The sequence below is a fragment of the Mycobacterium sp. genome (assembly GCF_019243155.1).
Taxonomy (GTDB): domain Bacteria; phylum Actinomycetota; class Actinomycetes; order Mycobacteriales; family Mycobacteriaceae; genus Mycobacterium.
Genome location: NZ_JAFAUS010000428.1, coordinates 1 through 15,653, shown reverse-complemented (window position 1 = coordinate 15,653; position 15,653 = coordinate 1). Strand labels below are relative to the sequence as shown.

Annotated in this window: 15 protein-coding genes and 1 riboswitch; of the genes, 9 read left to right on the top strand and 6 right to left on the bottom strand. The window is 68.0% G+C overall.

What is annotated here, in order from left to right:
- Positions 1-28 precede the first annotated feature (28 nt).
- A riboswitch (M-box (ykoK) riboswitch) is annotated at positions 29-197 on the top strand.
- Positions 198-479: 282 nt separating this feature from the next.
- A complete protein-coding gene (locus JOZ00_RS22060) occupies positions 480-719 on the top strand; it encodes an Rv1535 family protein (RefSeq protein WP_293348012.1) in 240 nt (79 codons plus the stop codon).
- A gap of 392 nt (positions 720-1,111) precedes the next feature.
- Complete coding sequence (ileS, locus tag JOZ00_RS22055) at positions 1,112-4,228, top strand: isoleucine--tRNA ligase (protein ID WP_293348017.1); 3,117 nt, start codon at positions 1,112-1,114, stop codon at positions 4,226-4,228.
- Here ileS and JOZ00_RS22050 read toward each other — a convergent pair.
- From JOZ00_RS22050 to JOZ00_RS22040, 3 genes are read right to left on the bottom strand one after another with little or no spacing between them, the layout of a single operon-like run.
- Positions 4,225-5,034, bottom strand: coding sequence for a class I SAM-dependent methyltransferase (locus tag JOZ00_RS22050; RefSeq protein ID WP_293348009.1), 810 nt, complete (start codon positions 5,032-5,034; stop codon positions 4,225-4,227). The two genes, ileS and JOZ00_RS22050, sit on opposite strands and share 4 nt — an antisense overlap.
- A 23-nt stretch (positions 5,035-5,057) precedes the next feature.
- Positions 5,058-5,531: a hypothetical protein gene (locus JOZ00_RS22045; protein ID WP_293348006.1), complete on the bottom strand. Its 474-nt coding sequence runs from the start codon at positions 5,529-5,531 to the stop codon at positions 5,058-5,060.
- Positions 5,531-6,100: a class I SAM-dependent methyltransferase gene (locus tag JOZ00_RS22040; protein WP_293348003.1), complete on the bottom strand. Its 570-nt coding sequence runs from the start codon at positions 6,098-6,100 to the stop codon at positions 5,531-5,533. Before JOZ00_RS22040 ends, JOZ00_RS22045 begins: the two co-directional genes overlap by 1 nt.
- A 54-nt stretch (positions 6,101-6,154) precedes the next feature.
- On the opposite strand from JOZ00_RS22040, the gene JOZ00_RS22035 reads away from it, so the two are divergent.
- A complete protein-coding gene (locus tag JOZ00_RS22035; RefSeq protein WP_293348015.1) occupies positions 6,155-7,543 on the top strand; it encodes a DNA polymerase IV in 1,389 nt (462 codons plus the stop codon).
- On the opposite strand, the gene JOZ00_RS22030 is transcribed toward JOZ00_RS22035, so the two are convergent.
- Positions 7,508-8,464, bottom strand: a complete 957-nt coding sequence (locus JOZ00_RS22030; protein WP_293348000.1) for an asparaginase — start codon at positions 8,462-8,464, stop codon at positions 7,508-7,510. The genes JOZ00_RS22035 and JOZ00_RS22030 overlap by 36 nt on opposite strands.
- Positions 8,465-8,516: 52 nt before the next feature.
- Between JOZ00_RS22030 and lspA the strand changes: the two genes are divergently transcribed.
- Both lspA and JOZ00_RS22020 read left to right on the top strand, forming a co-directional pair.
- Positions 8,517-9,125, top strand: coding sequence for a signal peptidase II (gene lspA / locus JOZ00_RS22025; protein ID WP_293347997.1), 609 nt, complete (start codon positions 8,517-8,519; stop codon positions 9,123-9,125).
- The gene (locus tag JOZ00_RS22020; RefSeq protein WP_293347994.1) at positions 9,125-10,051 is read left to right on the top strand and encodes an RluA family pseudouridine synthase; all 927 of its coding nucleotides are present in this window, start codon (positions 9,125-9,127) and stop codon (positions 10,049-10,051) included. Before lspA ends, JOZ00_RS22020 begins: the two co-directional genes overlap by 1 nt.
- Here JOZ00_RS22020 and JOZ00_RS22015 read toward each other — a convergent pair whose 3' ends face one another.
- Together JOZ00_RS22015 and JOZ00_RS22010 are read right to left on the bottom strand one after the other, a co-directional pair.
- Complete coding sequence (locus tag JOZ00_RS22015) at positions 10,052-10,810, bottom strand: class I SAM-dependent methyltransferase (RefSeq protein WP_293347991.1); 759 nt, start codon at positions 10,808-10,810, stop codon at positions 10,052-10,054. It abuts the gene before it with no gap.
- A 35-nt stretch (positions 10,811-10,845) separates the two neighbouring features.
- Positions 10,846-11,256 (bottom strand): group 1 truncated hemoglobin, encoded by a 411-nt coding sequence (locus JOZ00_RS22010; protein WP_293347988.1) that lies wholly within the window; start codon positions 11,254-11,256, stop codon positions 10,846-10,848.
- A gap of 273 nt (positions 11,257-11,529) precedes the next feature.
- On the opposite strand from JOZ00_RS22010, the gene JOZ00_RS22005 reads away from it, so the two are divergent.
- The 4 genes from JOZ00_RS22005 to dnaE all read left to right on the top strand — a co-directional run.
- On the top strand, positions 11,530-12,570 hold the full coding sequence (locus JOZ00_RS22005; RefSeq protein ID WP_293347985.1) for an SDR family NAD(P)-dependent oxidoreductase: 1,041 nt from the start codon (positions 11,530-11,532) through the stop codon (positions 12,568-12,570).
- A 4-nt stretch (positions 12,571-12,574) separates the two neighbouring features.
- Positions 12,575-13,378, top strand: a complete 804-nt coding sequence (locus JOZ00_RS22000) for an SDR family oxidoreductase (RefSeq protein WP_293347982.1) — start codon at positions 12,575-12,577, stop codon at positions 13,376-13,378.
- A 21-nt stretch (positions 13,379-13,399) separates the two neighbouring features.
- Positions 13,400-13,831, top strand: coding sequence for an SRPBCC family protein (locus JOZ00_RS21995; RefSeq protein ID WP_293347979.1), 432 nt, complete (start codon positions 13,400-13,402; stop codon positions 13,829-13,831).
- A 65-nt stretch (positions 13,832-13,896) separates the two neighbouring features.
- The coding region (gene dnaE, locus JOZ00_RS21990; RefSeq protein ID WP_293347976.1) for a DNA polymerase III subunit alpha at positions 13,897-15,653 on the top strand (1,757 nt) is incomplete at its 3' end.

The following is a 15,653-nucleotide window of genomic DNA, read 5'->3' as shown; positions in this document are numbered from 1 at the left end:
TCATACCCGTCGTGCATCATCGGTCGGGTAAGCACCTCGTTAGGTGAGGCGTCTACACGAATACAGGCCACTGACCCCGAACGTCGAAAGACGCCCCGGGTCAGGACAGCTCCTCCCGGCTTAAGGGTTGAGCCCAGGTGGCTTCCGATGACCGGACACGTCGTGTGGTGCCAAAGCTCTGACGAGAGGGGTGCGGATCGCCGACGCTCGTCGGGTTCTGCTCCTCTGCTGTGCGTAGATCGCGTGCGGATAACCGTGCGCGTCGTGACCGCGAGGAGGTGAGGGACGTATGAGTTCCAGTGATAGTCCGGGCCGAAGTCCGAACTATGTCTTGTCCCGATCCGATCTCCGGCACGACGTTCTCATCTGAGCCGTCACAACGCGAACTGGCTTATCGGCCAAGCGTTCTCCGGATCGGAACCACAACGGGACGGGACACGTCAGTCCAGTTAGTCCTCGTTCCCCTCAAGGAGGCGATCATGACCGCAGCTTTCTACGACGAAGTGGTGACCGTAGCCCCCGTCCGCACATTGACGGTGGTGGGTGACAGCGACACCACCACCACGGCGCCCAAGACGGCCACGCGCCGGGCACCCAACGCGCCGTTCGGCGCCGGGGGCGACCCGTTGGTGGACGGCGCCGCTCGCTTGCTGAGCATCCCCCTGCGCCACGTGTATGCCGCACTGTGGCGGGCCGGCGTGCTCGAAGTGCAGGTCTGAAAGAGCGCAGTACCAATGGACAGCGAACCATCCTCTTCTCCGCTCCAAGGGGCTACCTGGCCGCAGGTTCTCGCCTGAGGCCAGATAGCCCCTTGGAGCGCACCCGGATTTGCGGGCTTTCGTAGAATCGTCCTATTGGCGTCGATCCGGCCATCACCGGGGAGCCTTCGGAAGAACAGCCGACCAGGCTCAGTAGAACCGAACGGGTAGGCCCGTCACAGCCATAATCGAGCGGCCACGCGAAAGCGTGGCAAGCGGGGTGGTACCGCGGCGCTCGCGCACCCAGCGCGTCGTCGTCCCCGGCCTGACTAGTTCGTTCAGGGCATCAACTGCCCCGAGCGGACACCGTGGCACAGGAGACGACGCGCATCGTGACCGACAAGGCTGAGTTCGTGGACGCCGTCACGGCCTACCCGAAGCCCGCCGGCGGGGCCCCGGACTTCCCGGCGCTCGAGCTGGAGGTCCTCGATTACTGGGCCCGCGACGACACTTTCCGGGCCAGCATCGCCCGCCGCGACGGAGCCGAAGAATACGTGTTCTACGACGGGCCGCCATTCGCCAACGGCCTGCCGCACTACGGCCACCTGCTGACCGGCTACGTCAAAGACATCGTGCCGCGGTACCGCACCATGCGCGGCTACAAGGTCGACCGCCGCTTCGGCTGGGACACCCACGGGCTGCCGGCCGAACTCGAGGTCGAGCGCCAGCTGGGCATCACCGACAAGTCCCAGATCGACGACATGGGGATCGCCGCGTTCAACGACGCCTGCCGCGCTTCGGTGTTGCGCTACACCGACGAATGGCGGGCCTACGTCACCCGCCAGGCGCGCTGGGTCGACTTCGACAACGACTACAAGACACTCGATCTGCCGTACATGGAGTCGGTGATCTGGGCGTTCAAACAACTGTGGGACAAGGGCCTGGCGTACGAGGGCTACCGCGTTCTGCCGTACTGCTGGCGCGACGAAACCCCGCTGTCCAACCACGAACTGCGGATGGACGACGACGTCTACCAAAGCCGTCAGGACCCGGCTCTGACGGTCGGGTTCAAGGCTGTCAGCGGACCGGTCGACGGTGCCTACCTGCTGGTGTGGACGACGACACCGTGGACCCTGCCGTCGAACCTGGCGGTCGCGGTCAACCCGGACGTGACCTACGTCGAAGTGCGTTCCGAGGGCAGGCGTTTCGTGCTTGCCGAGCCGCGGCTGGCGGCCTACGCGCGCGAATTGGGAGACGAGCCCGAGGTGCTTGGCACCCATCGGGGCACCGAACTGCTGGGCACCCGCTACCTGCCGCCGTTTCCGTATTTCATGGACACCGCGAACGCATTTCAGGTGCTGCCCGGCGACTTCGTGACGACCGAGGACGGCACCGGCATCGTCCACATGGCGCCCGCTTACGGCGAGGACGACATGGCGACCACCGACACGGTCGGCATCGTGCCCGTCACGCCGGTCGACGCCAGGGGCCGTTTCGACGCGACCGTCCCGGATTACCAGGGCCAGCACGTCTTTGACGCCAACCCGCACATCATCCGGGACCTGAAGAACCAGAGCGGCCCGGCGGCGGCCAACGGCGCCGTGCTGCTGCGCCACGAAACCTACGAGCACCCCTACCCGCACTGCTGGCGGTGCCGCAACCCGCTGATCTATCGGGCGGTGTCGTCGTGGTTCGTGTCGGTCACCCAATTCCGGGACCGCATGGTGGAACTCAACCAGCAGATCACCTGGTATCCCGAACACGTCAAAGACGGCCAGTTCGGCAAGTGGTTGCAGGGCGCGCGTGACTGGTCGATCTCGCGAAACCGCTACTGGGGCAGCCCGATTCCGGTGTGGAAGTCCGACGATCCGGCTTACCCGCGCATCGACGTGTACGGAAGCCTCGACGAGCTCGAGCGCGACTTCGGGGTGCGGCCCACCAACCTGCACCGCCCTTTCATCGACGAGCTGACCCGGCCCAACCCCGACGACCCGACCGGTCGCAGCACGATGCGGCGAATCCCGGACGTGCTCGACGTGTGGTTCGACTCCGGTTCGATGCCGTACGCGCAGGTGCACTACCCGTTCGAGAATGAGGATTGGTTCCACGGGCATTACCCGGGCGACTTCATCGTGGAATACATCGGGCAGACCCGCGGCTGGTTCTACACCCTGCACGTGCTGGCCACCGCGCTCTTCGACCGCCCCGCGTTCAAAACCTGTGTGGCGCATGGGATTGTGTTGGGCTCCGACGGCCAGAAGATGAGCAAGTCGCTGCGCAACTACCCGGACGTTTCCGAGGTGTTCGACCGCGACGGCTCCGACGCCATGCGGTGGTTTTTGATGGCCTCGCCGATCCTGCGCGGCGGCAACCTGATCGTCACCGAGCAGGGCATCCGCGACGGCGTGCGGCAGGTGCTGCTGCCCTTATGGAACGCGTACAGCTTCCTCGCGCTCTACGCGCCGAAAGTCGGTACCTGGCGGGCTGATTCGAAGCAGGTGCTGGACCGCTACATCCTGGCCAAGCTCGCCGAACTGCGCGCGAACCTCACCCGCGAGATGGACTCCTGCGACATCTCCCGAGCTTGCGAGCACCTGCGCCAGTTCACCGAAGCATTGACGAACTGGTATGTGCGACGGTCGCGTTCGCGGTTCTGGGAGGAAGACGTCGACGCGATCGACACCCTGCACACCGTGCTCGAAGTGACCTCGCGGCTGGCCGCGCCGCTGCTCCCGTCGGTCACCGAGATCATCTGGCGCGGCCTCACCGCCCAGCGGTCGGTGCATCTGACCGACTGGCCGCAGCCGGACGAGGTGCCCGCGGACGCGGACCTGGTCGCCGCGATGGATCAGGTCCGCGAGGTGTGCTCGGCCGCCTCTTCTCTGCGCAAGGCCAAGAAACTGCGGGTCCGCCTGCCGCTGCCGAAACTGACTGTCGCGGTGGAGAATCCGCAACGGCTGGAGCCGTTCACCGACCTCATCGCCGACGAGCTCAACGTCAAGAGCGTCGAGCTGACCGACGCGATCGACACCTACGGGCGGTTCGAGCTCACCGTCAACGCGCGGGTGGCCGGGCCGCGGCTCGGCAAGGACGTGCAGGCGGCCATCAAGGCGGTCAAGGCGGGGGAGGGCGTCGTCAACCCGGACGGCACCTTGACCGCGGGTCCGGCTGTGCTGCAACCCGATGAATACAGCTCGCGGCTGGTCGCCGCCGACCCGGAATTCACCGCGGCGCTGCCCGATGGCGCCGGGCTGGTGGTGCTGGACGGCACGGTCACGCCGGAGCTTGAGGCCGAAGGCTGGGCGAAGGACCGTATCCGCGAGCTGCAGGAATTGCGCAAGTCGACGGGTCTCGACGTGTCCGACCGGATCAGCGTGGTCATGTCGGTGCCGGCCGAGCGGGCCGACTGGGCGACGACGCATCGTGACCTCATCGCCGGCGAAATCCTGGCCACCACTTTTGAATTCGGAGACCCGGGCGACGCCGCAGAAATCGGCGACGGCGTGCGGGTGAGCATCGCGAAGGTTTAGCCGGTCAGGGTCGCTGCGGTCGCCAGGGTGACGTACTGCATGGCGAAGCCGCCGCCGAGTGAGTCGATGGCGCTTCCCACGGCGTCCAGCACTTCTGTGAGCTGATCCGGTGCGAGCTGGGTGAGCGTCCCGGTGGTGGGCAGGTGGTCCAGCCATTCGTCGCGGGTGTACTCCCGCTGCCACTCGAACCGCCACTGCTCAGGTTCGGCGAAGCCGCCGGCGGCCCGGACACCGTCGATGGCCCGCTTGACATTTCGCTGCTGCAGCTCGAGGCCGGGGTTCTGCAGGGGAGCGTCGGGCGCCACCCGCTGCATGACGTCGTCGAACGCGTCGGCGACCGGGCCGGGTGGGTCGAAGACGTGCCAGTACAGCGCCAGCAGTCCGCGCGGCCGCAGCACCCCAGCCGCCTTCTGCGCACCGAGCTCCGGGTCGACCCAGTGCCAGGCCTGACCGGCGACGACCGCGTCGAAGGTGCGTCCGCGGGCGTCCCACGTTTCGAAGTTGCCAATCTCCACCTCAATCCCGGTGCCCCTGGCGAATTCGACCATCCGCGCGTCCGGGTCGACGCCGAGGACCGTGACACCGGCCGCCCGGTACTGCCGCGCCCCGATGCCGGTGCCGCAGCCGACATCCAGGAACTCGAGGCCGGGGCTGGCGGCGATGACCCGCTGTATCAGGGCGTCGGGGTAGCGGGGCCTGGCGCGGTCGTAGCGTTCGGCGTTGACCCCGAAGGACTCTGCCACCTGCCTGAGCAGGTGCGGCTCGGGGTCGGACGGATGCGAGTGTTCTGTCGAGACAGTCGGCATCTCTCCGTTCTACCCGCTCGAGGTCAACTCCTGTGCGTCAGCGCGCGATGGGCATGAGACCAGAACGGCATGCCCGCCAGGACGGTCGCACCCGTCGCGATCAGCCCGACCGCGACGTCGACGCTTTCCCGGCCGTCGTGTGCCCAGTAGACGTCCTTGAGGTCGAGCAGCAGGGCCAGTTCGTCCACGATCATCGCGTTCGCGGCGCCGTAAGCCACCGCCGCCGCAGGGTGTCGCCGTTGTTCCTCAGTGCCGCGCAGACCCACCCCGGCCACCGTCGCCAGCATCCCGATGCCGATGTTGTAGTGGTGAAAGTGTCTGCCGCCCAGCGACACACCGCCGCCCGATGGTCCATGGCCGGCGCGGATCCAGTGCGTGAGCGCGCGCAGCCCGCCGAAGGTCAGGGTGAACGACGCCCAGGCCAACACCGCGGTCTGTTCGCCGGGTTGCAGCCGCTGGTGCCATTGGTGGCGCAGCCGCGTCCACCGGGTGTCCATCAGCTCGCCTTGACCGCTCGCCACCGTAGTCTGCCGCCGCGCACTTCGACGTCGACGTCTTGAAATCCCGCCGCGCGCAACCGGTCCGGCAGCGTGTCTGGCGAGACCGTGTTGCACGTGTCCCGGAAGTGCAGGATCCGGAACCGCAGCGACGTCACGCTGTCGCTGCCCGCGAAGACGCCGCCGGGGCGCAGCACCCGGAAGGCCTCGGCGAACAGTCTGTCCTGCAGGTCCACCGTCGGGACGTGGTGCAGCATGGTGAACGACACCACCGAGCTGAACTCGTCGGCCGGCAGTCCGGTGTTGGTGCCGTCGCCGTTGATGATGCGTGCGCGGTCGCCGTAGAGCCGCTGCAGCCGCTGCGCCATCGGAGTATCGATCTCCACCGACGTGAGCTTCGGCGTCTTGTCCACCAGCACCCGCAGGATCGCACCGTAACCCGGTCCGATTTCCAGGGTGTTGTCACCGAGGTCTACGTCGGCGAGCGCCCAGGGCAGCAGGTCGTCTTTGACGGATGTCGCCCATTTTTCCGAGCTGCAAATCTTTCGGTGCGCAAGGTTCATGGCCATGGCAAAACGGTAGCTCAGTAGCGCAATAGCATTTATTGCGTGGAGTCCCGTTGGGTGCTGCACCTGGACATGGACGCGTTCTTTGCCTCCGTCGAGCAGCTCACTCGTCCGACCCTGCGTGGTCGGCCGGTGCTCGTCGGCGGCGTGGGCGGTCGGGGTGTGGTCGCCGGAGCCAGCTACGAGGCGCGCGTGTTCGGCGCCCGATCGGCCATGCCGATGCACCAGGCGCGCCGGTTGATCGGCGTGACGGCGGTGGTGTTGCCGCCGCGCGGCGTGGTGTACGGGGTGGCCAGCCGGCGGGTCTTCGACGTCATCCGCGGCGTGATGCCCGTCGTCGAGCAGCTGTCCTTCGACGAGGGCTTCGGTGAACCCTCCCGGCTGGCCGGCGCCACCGCCGAGGATGTCGAGGCCTTCTGCGAGGACCTGCGGCGACGGGTTCGCGACGAGACGGGGCTGATCGCCTCCGTCGGCGCCGGATCGGGCAAGCAAATCGCCAAGATCGCCTCCGGTCTGGCCAAGCCAGACGGCATTCGGGTGGTGCGGCGCTCCGAGGAACGGTTGCTGCTCGACGGGTTGCCGGTGCGGCGGCTGTGGGGCATCGGCCCGGTCGCCGAGGAGAAGCTGCATCGCCTGGGCATCGAGACCATCGGGCAGCTGGCCGCGCTGACCGACGCCGAGGCCGCCAACATCCTGGGCGGCACGATCGGGCCGGCGCTGCATCGCCTGGCCCGGGGTATCGACGACCGCCCCGTCGCCGAGCGCGCCGAGGCCAAGCAGATCAGCTCGGAGTCGACCTTCGCTGCCGACCTGACCAGCCTCGAGCAGTTGCGAGAGGCGATCGAACCGATCGCCGAGCACGCCCATCACCGCCTGCTGCGCGACGGCCGCGGCGCGCGCACCGTCACGGTGAAGCTGAAGAAGTCCGACATGAGCACACTGACTCGTTCGGCGACGTTGCCCTACGCGACGACCGAGCCCGGCGCGCTCGTCGCCGTGGCCCGCCGCTTGCTGCTCGACCCGCGCGAGATCGGGCCGATCCGCCTTCTCGGCGTTGGATTTTCGGGGTTGACCGACGTGCGCCAGGAATCGCTGTTCCCCGACTTGGAGCTGTCGGAGCCGCAGTCGGTGTCCGGTCAACCCGTCGAAACCAAGACCGAGGCGATGTTCGCGCCGGCGCCCGAGCGACCGGGCTGGCGGGTGGGAGACGATGTCGCGCACCGCGAACTCGGTCACGGCTGGGTGCAGGGCGCGGGACACGGGGTGGTCACCGCTCGATTCGAGACCCGCAGCTCGGGTGCGGGCCCGGCCCGGACGTTCTCCGCCGACACCGGCGATCTGGTGGCCGCAAATCCCGTCGACTCACTGGACTGGCCGGACTATCTGGGCGCCATGCAGGCCGACGCGCTGTCAGCCCCACCGGGCGAGGACGTCGGCGACCGGTAGCTTCGCGGCCAGCGCGGCCATCACCAGCACGCGAGCCTGCGACGGCCGCAACTTGGGCACCGTCAGCGCGCCGGCGGCCGCCATCGCGTGACCGGGACCGTAGCTGGCGCCGACCCGGCCGCCGGGAACCCGGGTGGACACCGCGATCACGATGCCGTTGCCGCAATGCCGGCGCACGGCGTCGACCACCGCGGGCGAGGCGTTGCCCGAACCCAACGCCTCCAGCACCACAGCCTGGGCGCCGGCGGCCACGCACGCGTCGAGCGCCACCCCGTCGCTTCCCAGGTAGGCCGCGACGATGTCGACCCGCGGCGCGGCGGCGGCGGTGAGGTCGCCGAGATAGGGGCGCGTCTTGGCCCCGGTCAGGGCGACGCTTGCCCCGACCGTGCCCAGCAACTCACCGCTGAAGCCGCTCAGGTCGTCGGTGGCCACCTTGCTCATGCCCAACGGCTGCCACACCCGCCCCGCGAGACAGAGCAGCACGCCCATGTCACGCGCGGCGGGGGTGGCGGCCACCGCCAGCGCGTCGCGCAGGTTCGCCGGGCCGTCCGCGTCCGGGGCGTCGGCGCTGCGCATGGCGCCGGTCAGGACGACCGGGGCGGCGCCCGCGTAGGTGACCTCGAGCCACAGCGCGGTCTCCTCCATGGTGTCGGTGCCGTGGGTGATCACCACGCCCTCGGCGCCGCCGTCGACCGCGGCCTGGACGGCGCCGCGAATCCGATCCCAGTCGGCCAGCGTCAGTTCCGAGCTGTCGACGGCCAGCAGGTCGATGGCGTCGACATCAAGGCCGGTCGTCAGGTCCGCTCCGCTGTAAGCGGGGCGGTGCACCCCATCGGCTCCGGTACCGGTCGATATCGTCCCTCCGGTGGCGATGACGGTGTAGCGGCCCCTGATAGCACCCACAGTGGAATCATCGCGCACACCGCGTGCAAGCACCGGCCAGCCCGCGTCAGCAGTAAGGGATGATGAGAGAGTGCCCGACGAACCAACAGGATCAACGGAGCCGGTGACCTCAGCCGAACAGGCCAGGGATACCGGTTCGGACGACGACGCCGCGAAGCCCGCGGACGTCGAGCCGCAGGGACCGCCGCGGCGGCTGCGGCTGCTGATGGCGGTCGCGGCGGTAGTCCTGACGCTGGACGTCGTCACCAAAGTGTTGGCCGTCAAACTGCTGCCCCCCGGCCAGCCGGTGCCGATCATCGGCGACACCGTGACCTGGACCCTGGTGCGCAATTCCGGCGCCGCGTTCTCGATGGCGACCGGATACACCTGGCTGCTGACGCTGATCGCGACCGGTGTGGTGGTCGGCATCTTCTGGATGGGCCGGCGGCTGGTGTCGCCCTGGTGGGCGGTGGGCCTGGGCCTGATCCTCGGCGGCGCGATGGGCAACCTGGTCGACCGGTTCTTCCGGGCGCCCGGCCCGCTGCGCGGCCACGTCGTGGACTTCCTGTCGGTGGGCTGGTGGCCGGTGTTCAACGTCGCCGACCCGTCGGTGGTGGGTGGCGCTATCCTGCTGGTCGTGCTCTCGATCTTCGGTTTCGATTTCGACAGCGTGGGTCGGCGAAAGGCCGACCAGCGCTGATGACCCAACGCTCGATGCCGGTTCCGGAGGGACTGGCGGGCATGCGTGTCGACGCCGGGCTGGCGCGGTTGTTGGGCCTGTCGCGTAGCGCGGTGGCCGCCATCGCCGAAGACGGCGGCGTCGAACTGGACGGGGTTGCGGCCGGCAAGTCCGACCGGCTGGCCGGCGGCGCCTGGCTTCAGGTGCGCCTGCCCGAGGAGCCGGCGCCGCTGCACAACGCGCCCATCGAGATCGAGGGCATGACGGTCCTGTACTCCGACGACGACATCGTGGCCGTCGACAAGCCCGCGGCGGTGGCCGCGCACGCGTCGGTCGGCTGGACCGGCCCCACGGTGCTCGGCGGCCTGGCCGCCGCCGGCTACCGGATCACCACGTCGGGGGTGCCCGAACGGCAGGGGATCGTGCACCGCCTCGACGTCGGAACCTCCGGGGTGATGGTGGTGGCGCTGTCCGAGCGCGCGTATACGGTGCTCAAGCGGGCGTTCAAGCAGCGCACCGTCGAGAAGCGCTACCACGCGCTGGTGCAGGGACACCCGGATCCGTCCAGCGGGACGATCGACGCGCCGATCGGGCGGCATCGCGGCGGGGAGTGGAAATTCGCCGTCACGACCAACGGCCGGCACAGCATCACCCACTACGACACCATGGAAGCCCACGTCGCCGCCAGCCTGCTCGACGTGCACCTGGAAACCGGTCGGACCCACCAGATTCGGGTGCATTTCTCCGCGCTGCATCACCCGTGTTGTGGGGATCTCGTCTACGGCGCCGATCCGACGTTGGCGAAAAGGCTTGGGCTGGAACGCCAATGGCTGCATGCGCGGTCGCTGGCGTTCGCCCATCCGGCGGACGGCAGGCGGGTCGAGATCGTCAGCCCCTACCCGGCCGATCTGCAACACGCCCTCGACGTGCTGCGCGACGAGGGCTGATCACCCGGGCTTGCGGGCGTCGACGAGGACCCGGGTCGAGTGCGTGACGAACGGGCCGTCGGCTTCGATGCGCCGGTGCAGCTCCCGCAGCTTGTCGCGGTAGCGCTGCACGCTGAAGTCCGGCACCGACCATACGACCTTGCGCAGAAAGTAGATGACGGCGCCGACGTCGAAGAACTCGGCGCGCAGCCGTTCCATCCGCAGGTCGACAATCTGCAGGCCCGCCGCCTCGGCCTGCGCCCGCATGGTGTCCGGGTGGAACTCGGCCCATTTCGCCGGCTGCGGCCCGATGAAGTACTCGACCAGTTCGCCCATCGTTGCGGGGCCGATGTGCTGCGCGAAGTAGCTGCCGCCCGGCCGGAGCACCCGAACAATCTCGCTCCACCAGACGCAGACCGGGTGACGCGTGGTCACCAGGTCGAACGCCTCGTCGCCGAAGGGCAACGGCGGCTCGTTCGAAGTCGCCACGAGCACGACGCCGAGCGGATGCAGGCGTTGGGTGGCCAGCGCCGCATTCGGCGGCCACGTCTCGATGGCCGCCATGGTCGGCGGGAACGGTCCTGCGCCGGCCAGCACCTCGCCCCCGCCGGTGTGGATGTCCAGCGCGGCCGACACCGTCGCCAACCGGTTGCTCAGCGAGCGCTGGTAGCCCCACGATCGGCGTTGTTCGGTCGCCCGCCCGTCCAGCCACGAGAAATCCCAGCCGTCGATCCGGGCGGCTTCGGCCTCTGCCACCAGGTCGTCGAATGTACGCCGCATGCCAGGCATGCTAGGCGAACGAGGCGCAAATGCGGTCAGACCTTGGCCCTGTCGGACTCGCCCGTCACGATTTCCGGGGCCAAAGGCGCTATGGCACTGAGTATTTCGGTCACCGTCTCGGCGGGCACGCCGGCGGCGGCCAGTGCGTCGGACAGGTGGCCGGCCACCAGGCTGAAATGGTGCATGGTGATCCCGCGGCCCTGATGCACCTGCTTCATCGGTGCGCCCGAGTAGGGTTCGGGGCCGCCGAGGGCGGCCGCGAAGAACTCGACCTGCTTACCCTTGAGGCGGTTCATGTTGGTTCCGGTGAAAAAGCTCGACAGTTGATCGTCGGCAAGCACACGCACGTAGAAGTCCTCGACCACGACTTCGAGTGCTTCGTGTCCGCCGATCCGGTCGTAGACGCTGACCGGCTGGGGCTTGCGGAAGTGCGCCTGAATTTTCATAAGCACGATTGGAACATTTCGGCGTTGCCCTGCAGTTAGTCCGCGATCACGCACGGATTGCTCTGTGTAACAAGCGGATTGCCTAGGACTGGCGAATGCCTCGGCGGCGGCGTGAGACGTGCGTCCGCGTTGCATGCCGGCAATCCACGTCGGGCCGGTGCCGGATGTGGCTTAATGACTCACGTCACATCATTCACAGCCTCTCAAGGCGGTCGTGGTCATCGGGCGGGCCATCTGCGGTCGGGGGGCCGACATCATCAGGAGCGACACTCAATGAATCTTGGTGACCTCACGAACTTGGTGGAAAAGCCGCTCGCGAACTTGGTGGAAAAGCCCATCGCGGCGGTGTCCCACATCGTCAACACCCCCAACTCCGCGGGTCGGTACCGACCGTTCTATCTGAGGAACCTGCTGGATGCGGTGCAGGGCCGCACGCTGGCCGAAGCCGTCGGGGGCAAGACCGTCCTGATCACCGGGGGATCGTCGGGCATCGGTGAGGCAGCCGCGAAGAAAATCGCGGACGCGGGCGGCACGGTGGCGCTGGTTGCCCGCACCCGCGAGAACCTCGAGAAGGTCGCCGACGACATCCACGGAAGCGGCGGCACCGCCCATGTCTACCCGTGCGACCTGTCCGACATGGACGCCATCGCCGCGATGGCCGACCAGGTGCTGGGCGACCTCGGGGGCGTCGACGTTCTGATCAACAACGCGGGCCGGTCGATTCGGCGGTCGCTGAAGTTGTCCTACGACCGGATTCACGACTACCAGCGGACCATGCAGCTCAACTACCTGGGTGCGGTCCAGCTCATCCTCAAGTTCGTCCCGGGGATGCGGGAACGCGGCTTCGGGCACATCGTCAACGTCTCGTCCGTCGGCGTGCAGACGCGAGCGCCGCGGTTCGGCGCGTACATCGCCAGCAAGGCCGCGCTGGACAGCCTGTGCGACGCACTGCAAGCCGAGACCGTCAACGACGACGTCCGGTTCACCACCGTGCACATGGCGCTGGTGCGCACGCCGATGATCAGCCCGACGACGCTTTACGACAAGTTCCCGGCGCTGACGCCCGACCAGGCGGCCGGGGTGATAGCGGACGCGATCGTGCACCGGCCCCGCCGGGCCAGCTCGCCGTTCGGGCAATTCGCCGCGGTCGCCGATGCCGTGAACCCGGCGGTGATGGACCGGGTGCGCAACCGCGCCTTCGCGATGTTCAGCGACTCCGAAGCCGCCAAGGGCGACGAAAACGAGAGTGATACAAGGCAATTCGACAAGAGAAGCGAGACGTTTGTGCGAGCCACTCGCGGGATACATTGGTAAGAGCATGAGCCTTCCGAAACCCGACCTTCAGACCACCGTCGTCATCACCGGCGCCTCGTCCGGTATCGGCGCCGAACTGGCTCGCGGGCTGGCGCGCCGCGGCTTCCCGCTGTTGCTGGTCGCCCGGCGCCGCGAACGCCTCGACGATCTCGCCAATGAGGTGGGACAGGAATACTCGATCGCCGTCGAGGTGATGACCCTCGACCTCAATGACGCCAAGGCCCGCGCGAAGTTGGCGGGCCGGCTGCACAGCGAACCGATCGCGGGCCTGTGCAACAGTGCCGGCTTCGGCACCAGCGGCCTCTTCCACGAGTTGCCCGTCGAGCGCGAGAGTGAAGAGGTCACCCTCAACGCGCTGGCCCTGATGGAACTCACCCACGCCGCGTTGCCCGGCATGGTCGAGCGCGGCGCCGGCGCGGTGATGAACATCGCGTCCATCGCCGGCTTCCAGCCCGTTCCCTATATGGCGGTGTATTCGGCCACCAAGGCCTTCGTCCAGACCTTCTCCGAAGCCGTCCACGAGGAGTTGCACGGGACCGGCGTATCGGTCACGTGTCTGTGCCCGGGACCGGTGCCGACCGAATGGGCCGAGATCGCCAACGCCGAGCGGTTCAGCATCCCCATGGCGCAGGTGTCGCCGCGCGACGTGGCCGAAGCCGCGATCGGCGGGATGCTGGTCGGGCGGCGCACCGTGGTGCCCGGCGTCGTGCCCAAGGTGGTCAGCACCGGAGGCCGGTTCGCACCGCGCAGCCTGCTGCTGCCCGGCATCCGGCTCGGCAATCGGTTCCGAGGGGGACCCGGCCGCTGAGCGCACCGCTAGGCTCATGCGGTGGCTGCCGTGGACCTGAAAGCTGACGTGCCGATGAGCCCCCAGGAGATGTGGGACCACGTCTCCGATCTATCGGATCTGGGCGATTGGCTCGTGATGCACGAAGCGTGGCGCAGCGAGCTGCCCACCGAGCTCGGCGAGGGTGTGCAAGTCGTCGGAGTGGCGCGGGCCAAGGGCTTTCGCAACCGGGTGACCTGGACGGTGACCACCTGGGATCCGCCGCATCAGGTCGCGTTGTCGGGGTCCGGCAAGGGCGGCGCGAAGTACGCCGTCACGCTGACCGTGCAGCCCACCAAGCAGGGGTCGTCGCTGGGTCTGCGCCTCGAACTGGGCGGGCGACCGTTGTTCGGTCCGGTGGGTGCGGCCGCGGCTCGCGCCGTCAAGGGGGACGTGCAGAAGTCGCTGAAGCAGTTCGTCGAGCTGTACGGCTAATCGGCCAGACACACATCGCGACACGCCCGAAATCCGTCGGTGCTCGGTCATAGACTGGCGTCCCTATGAACCAATCGTCCTTCGTGCACCTGCATAACCACACCGAATACTCGATGCTGGACGGTGCTGCGAAGATCTCGCCGATGTTCGCCGAGGCGCAGCGGCTGGAAATGCCCGCGATCGGGATGACCGACCACGGAAACATGTTCGGGGCCAGCGAGTTCTACAACGGGGCGACGAGCGCGGGGATCAAGCCGATCATCGGGGTCGAGGCCTACATCGCACCCGGTTCACGCTTCGACACCCGCCGCATCACGTGGGGCGACCCCAGCCAGAAGAGCGACGACGTGTCCGCCAGTGGCGCCTACACCCACCTCACGATGGTGGCCGAGAACGCGACCGGCCTGCGCAACCTCTTCAAGCTGTCGTCGCTGGCCTCCTTCGAGGGTCAGCTCGGCAAGTGGTCGCGCATGGACGCCGAACTCATCGCCGAACACGCCGAGGGGATCATCGCCACCACCGGCTGCCCGTCCGGCGAGGTGCAGACCCGGCTGCGGCTGGGCCACGTCAAGGAAGCGGTGGAGTCCGCCGCCAAGTGGCGCGAGATCTTCGGCCCCGACAACTTTTTCCTCGAGCTGATGGACCACGGCCTGTCGATCGAGCAGCGGGTGCGTGAAGGGCTGCTCGACATCGGGCGCAAGCTCAACATCCGCCCGCTGGCCACCAACGACTGCCACTACGTGACCCGCGACGCCGCGCACAATCACGAGGCGCTGCTGTGCGTGCAGACCGGCAAGACGCTGTCGGATCCGGCCCGGTTCAAGTTCGACGGCGACGGCTACTACCTCAAGTCGGCCGCCGAGATGCGCCAGCTGTGGGACGACCAGGTGCCCGGCGCCTGCGACTCCACACTGCTGATCGCCGAACGCGTGCAGTCCTATGCCGACGTATGGGAACAGCGCGACCGGATGCCCGTCTTCCCGGTGCCCGAGGGCCACGACCAGGCGAGCTGGCTGCACCACGAGGTGCTGGCCGGACTGCAGCGGCGTTTCCCCTCAGGCGTCGGCCAGGACTACATCGACCGGGCGGAATACGAGATCAAGGTCATCTGCGACAAGGGTTTTCCGTCGTACTTCCTGATCGTCGCCGACCTGATCAATTACGCGAAGTCGGTCGACATCCGGGTGGGTCCGGGGCGTGGTTCGGCGGCGGGCTCGCTGGTGGCGTATGCGCTGGGCATCACCAACATCGACCCGATCCCGCACGGCCTGCTGTTCGAGCGCTTCCTCAACCCCGAGCGCCCGTCGGCACCCGACATCGACATCGACTTCGACGACCGTCGGCGCGGCGAGATGGTGCGCTACGCCGCCGACAAGTGGGGCCAGGACCGGGTCGCCCAGGTCATCACTTTCGGCACCATTAAAACCAAAGCGGCGCTGAAGGATTCGGCGCGCATCCACTACGGCCAGCCGGGCTTCGCGATCGCGGACCGGATCACCAAGGCGCTGCCGCCGCCGATCATGGCCAAGGACATCCCGCTGTCGGGCATCACCGACCCGAACCACGAGCGCTTCAAGGAAGCCGCCGAGGTTCGCGGCCTGATCGAGACCGACCCCGACGTTCGCACCATCTACCAGACGGCCCGCGGCCTGGAGGGCCTGATCCGCAACGCCGGCGTGCACGCCTGCGCGGTGATCATGAGTAGCGAGCCACTGACCGAGGCCATCCCGCTCTGGAAGCGACCGCAGGACGGGGCCATCATCACCGGCTGGGATTACCCGTCGTGCGAGGCCATCGGCCTGCTGAAGATGGACTTCCTGGG

What these genes read in the sequence shown, in the direction of transcription:
- JOZ00_RS22060 (WP_293348012.1), top strand. Translation starts at nt 480, where the DNA reads ATGACCGCAGCTTTCTACGACGAAGTGGTGACCGTAGCCCCCGTCCGC.
- JOZ00_RS22050 (WP_293348009.1), bottom strand. Translation starts at nt 5,034, where the DNA reads ATGCCGACTGTCTCGACAGAACACTCGCATCCGTCCGACCCCGAGCCG.
- JOZ00_RS22045 (WP_293348006.1), bottom strand. Translation starts at nt 5,531, where the DNA reads ATGGACACCCGGTGGACGCGGCTGCGCCACCAATGGCACCAGCGGCTG.
- JOZ00_RS22040 (WP_293348003.1), bottom strand. Translation starts at nt 6,100, where the DNA reads ATGGCCATGAACCTTGCGCACCGAAAGATTTGCAGCTCGGAAAAATGG.
- JOZ00_RS22020 (WP_293347994.1), top strand. Translation starts at nt 9,125, where the DNA reads ATGACCCAACGCTCGATGCCGGTTCCGGAGGGACTGGCGGGCATGCGT.
- JOZ00_RS22015 (WP_293347991.1), bottom strand. Translation starts at nt 10,810, where the DNA reads ATGCGGCGTACATTCGACGACCTGGTGGCAGAGGCCGAAGCCGCCCGG.
- JOZ00_RS22010 (WP_293347988.1), bottom strand. Translation starts at nt 11,256, where the DNA reads ATGAAAATTCAGGCGCACTTCCGCAAGCCCCAGCCGGTCAGCGTCTAC.
- JOZ00_RS22005 (WP_293347985.1), top strand. Translation starts at nt 11,530, where the DNA reads ATGAATCTTGGTGACCTCACGAACTTGGTGGAAAAGCCGCTCGCGAAC.
- JOZ00_RS22000 (WP_293347982.1), top strand. Translation starts at nt 12,575, where the DNA reads ATGAGCCTTCCGAAACCCGACCTTCAGACCACCGTCGTCATCACCGGC.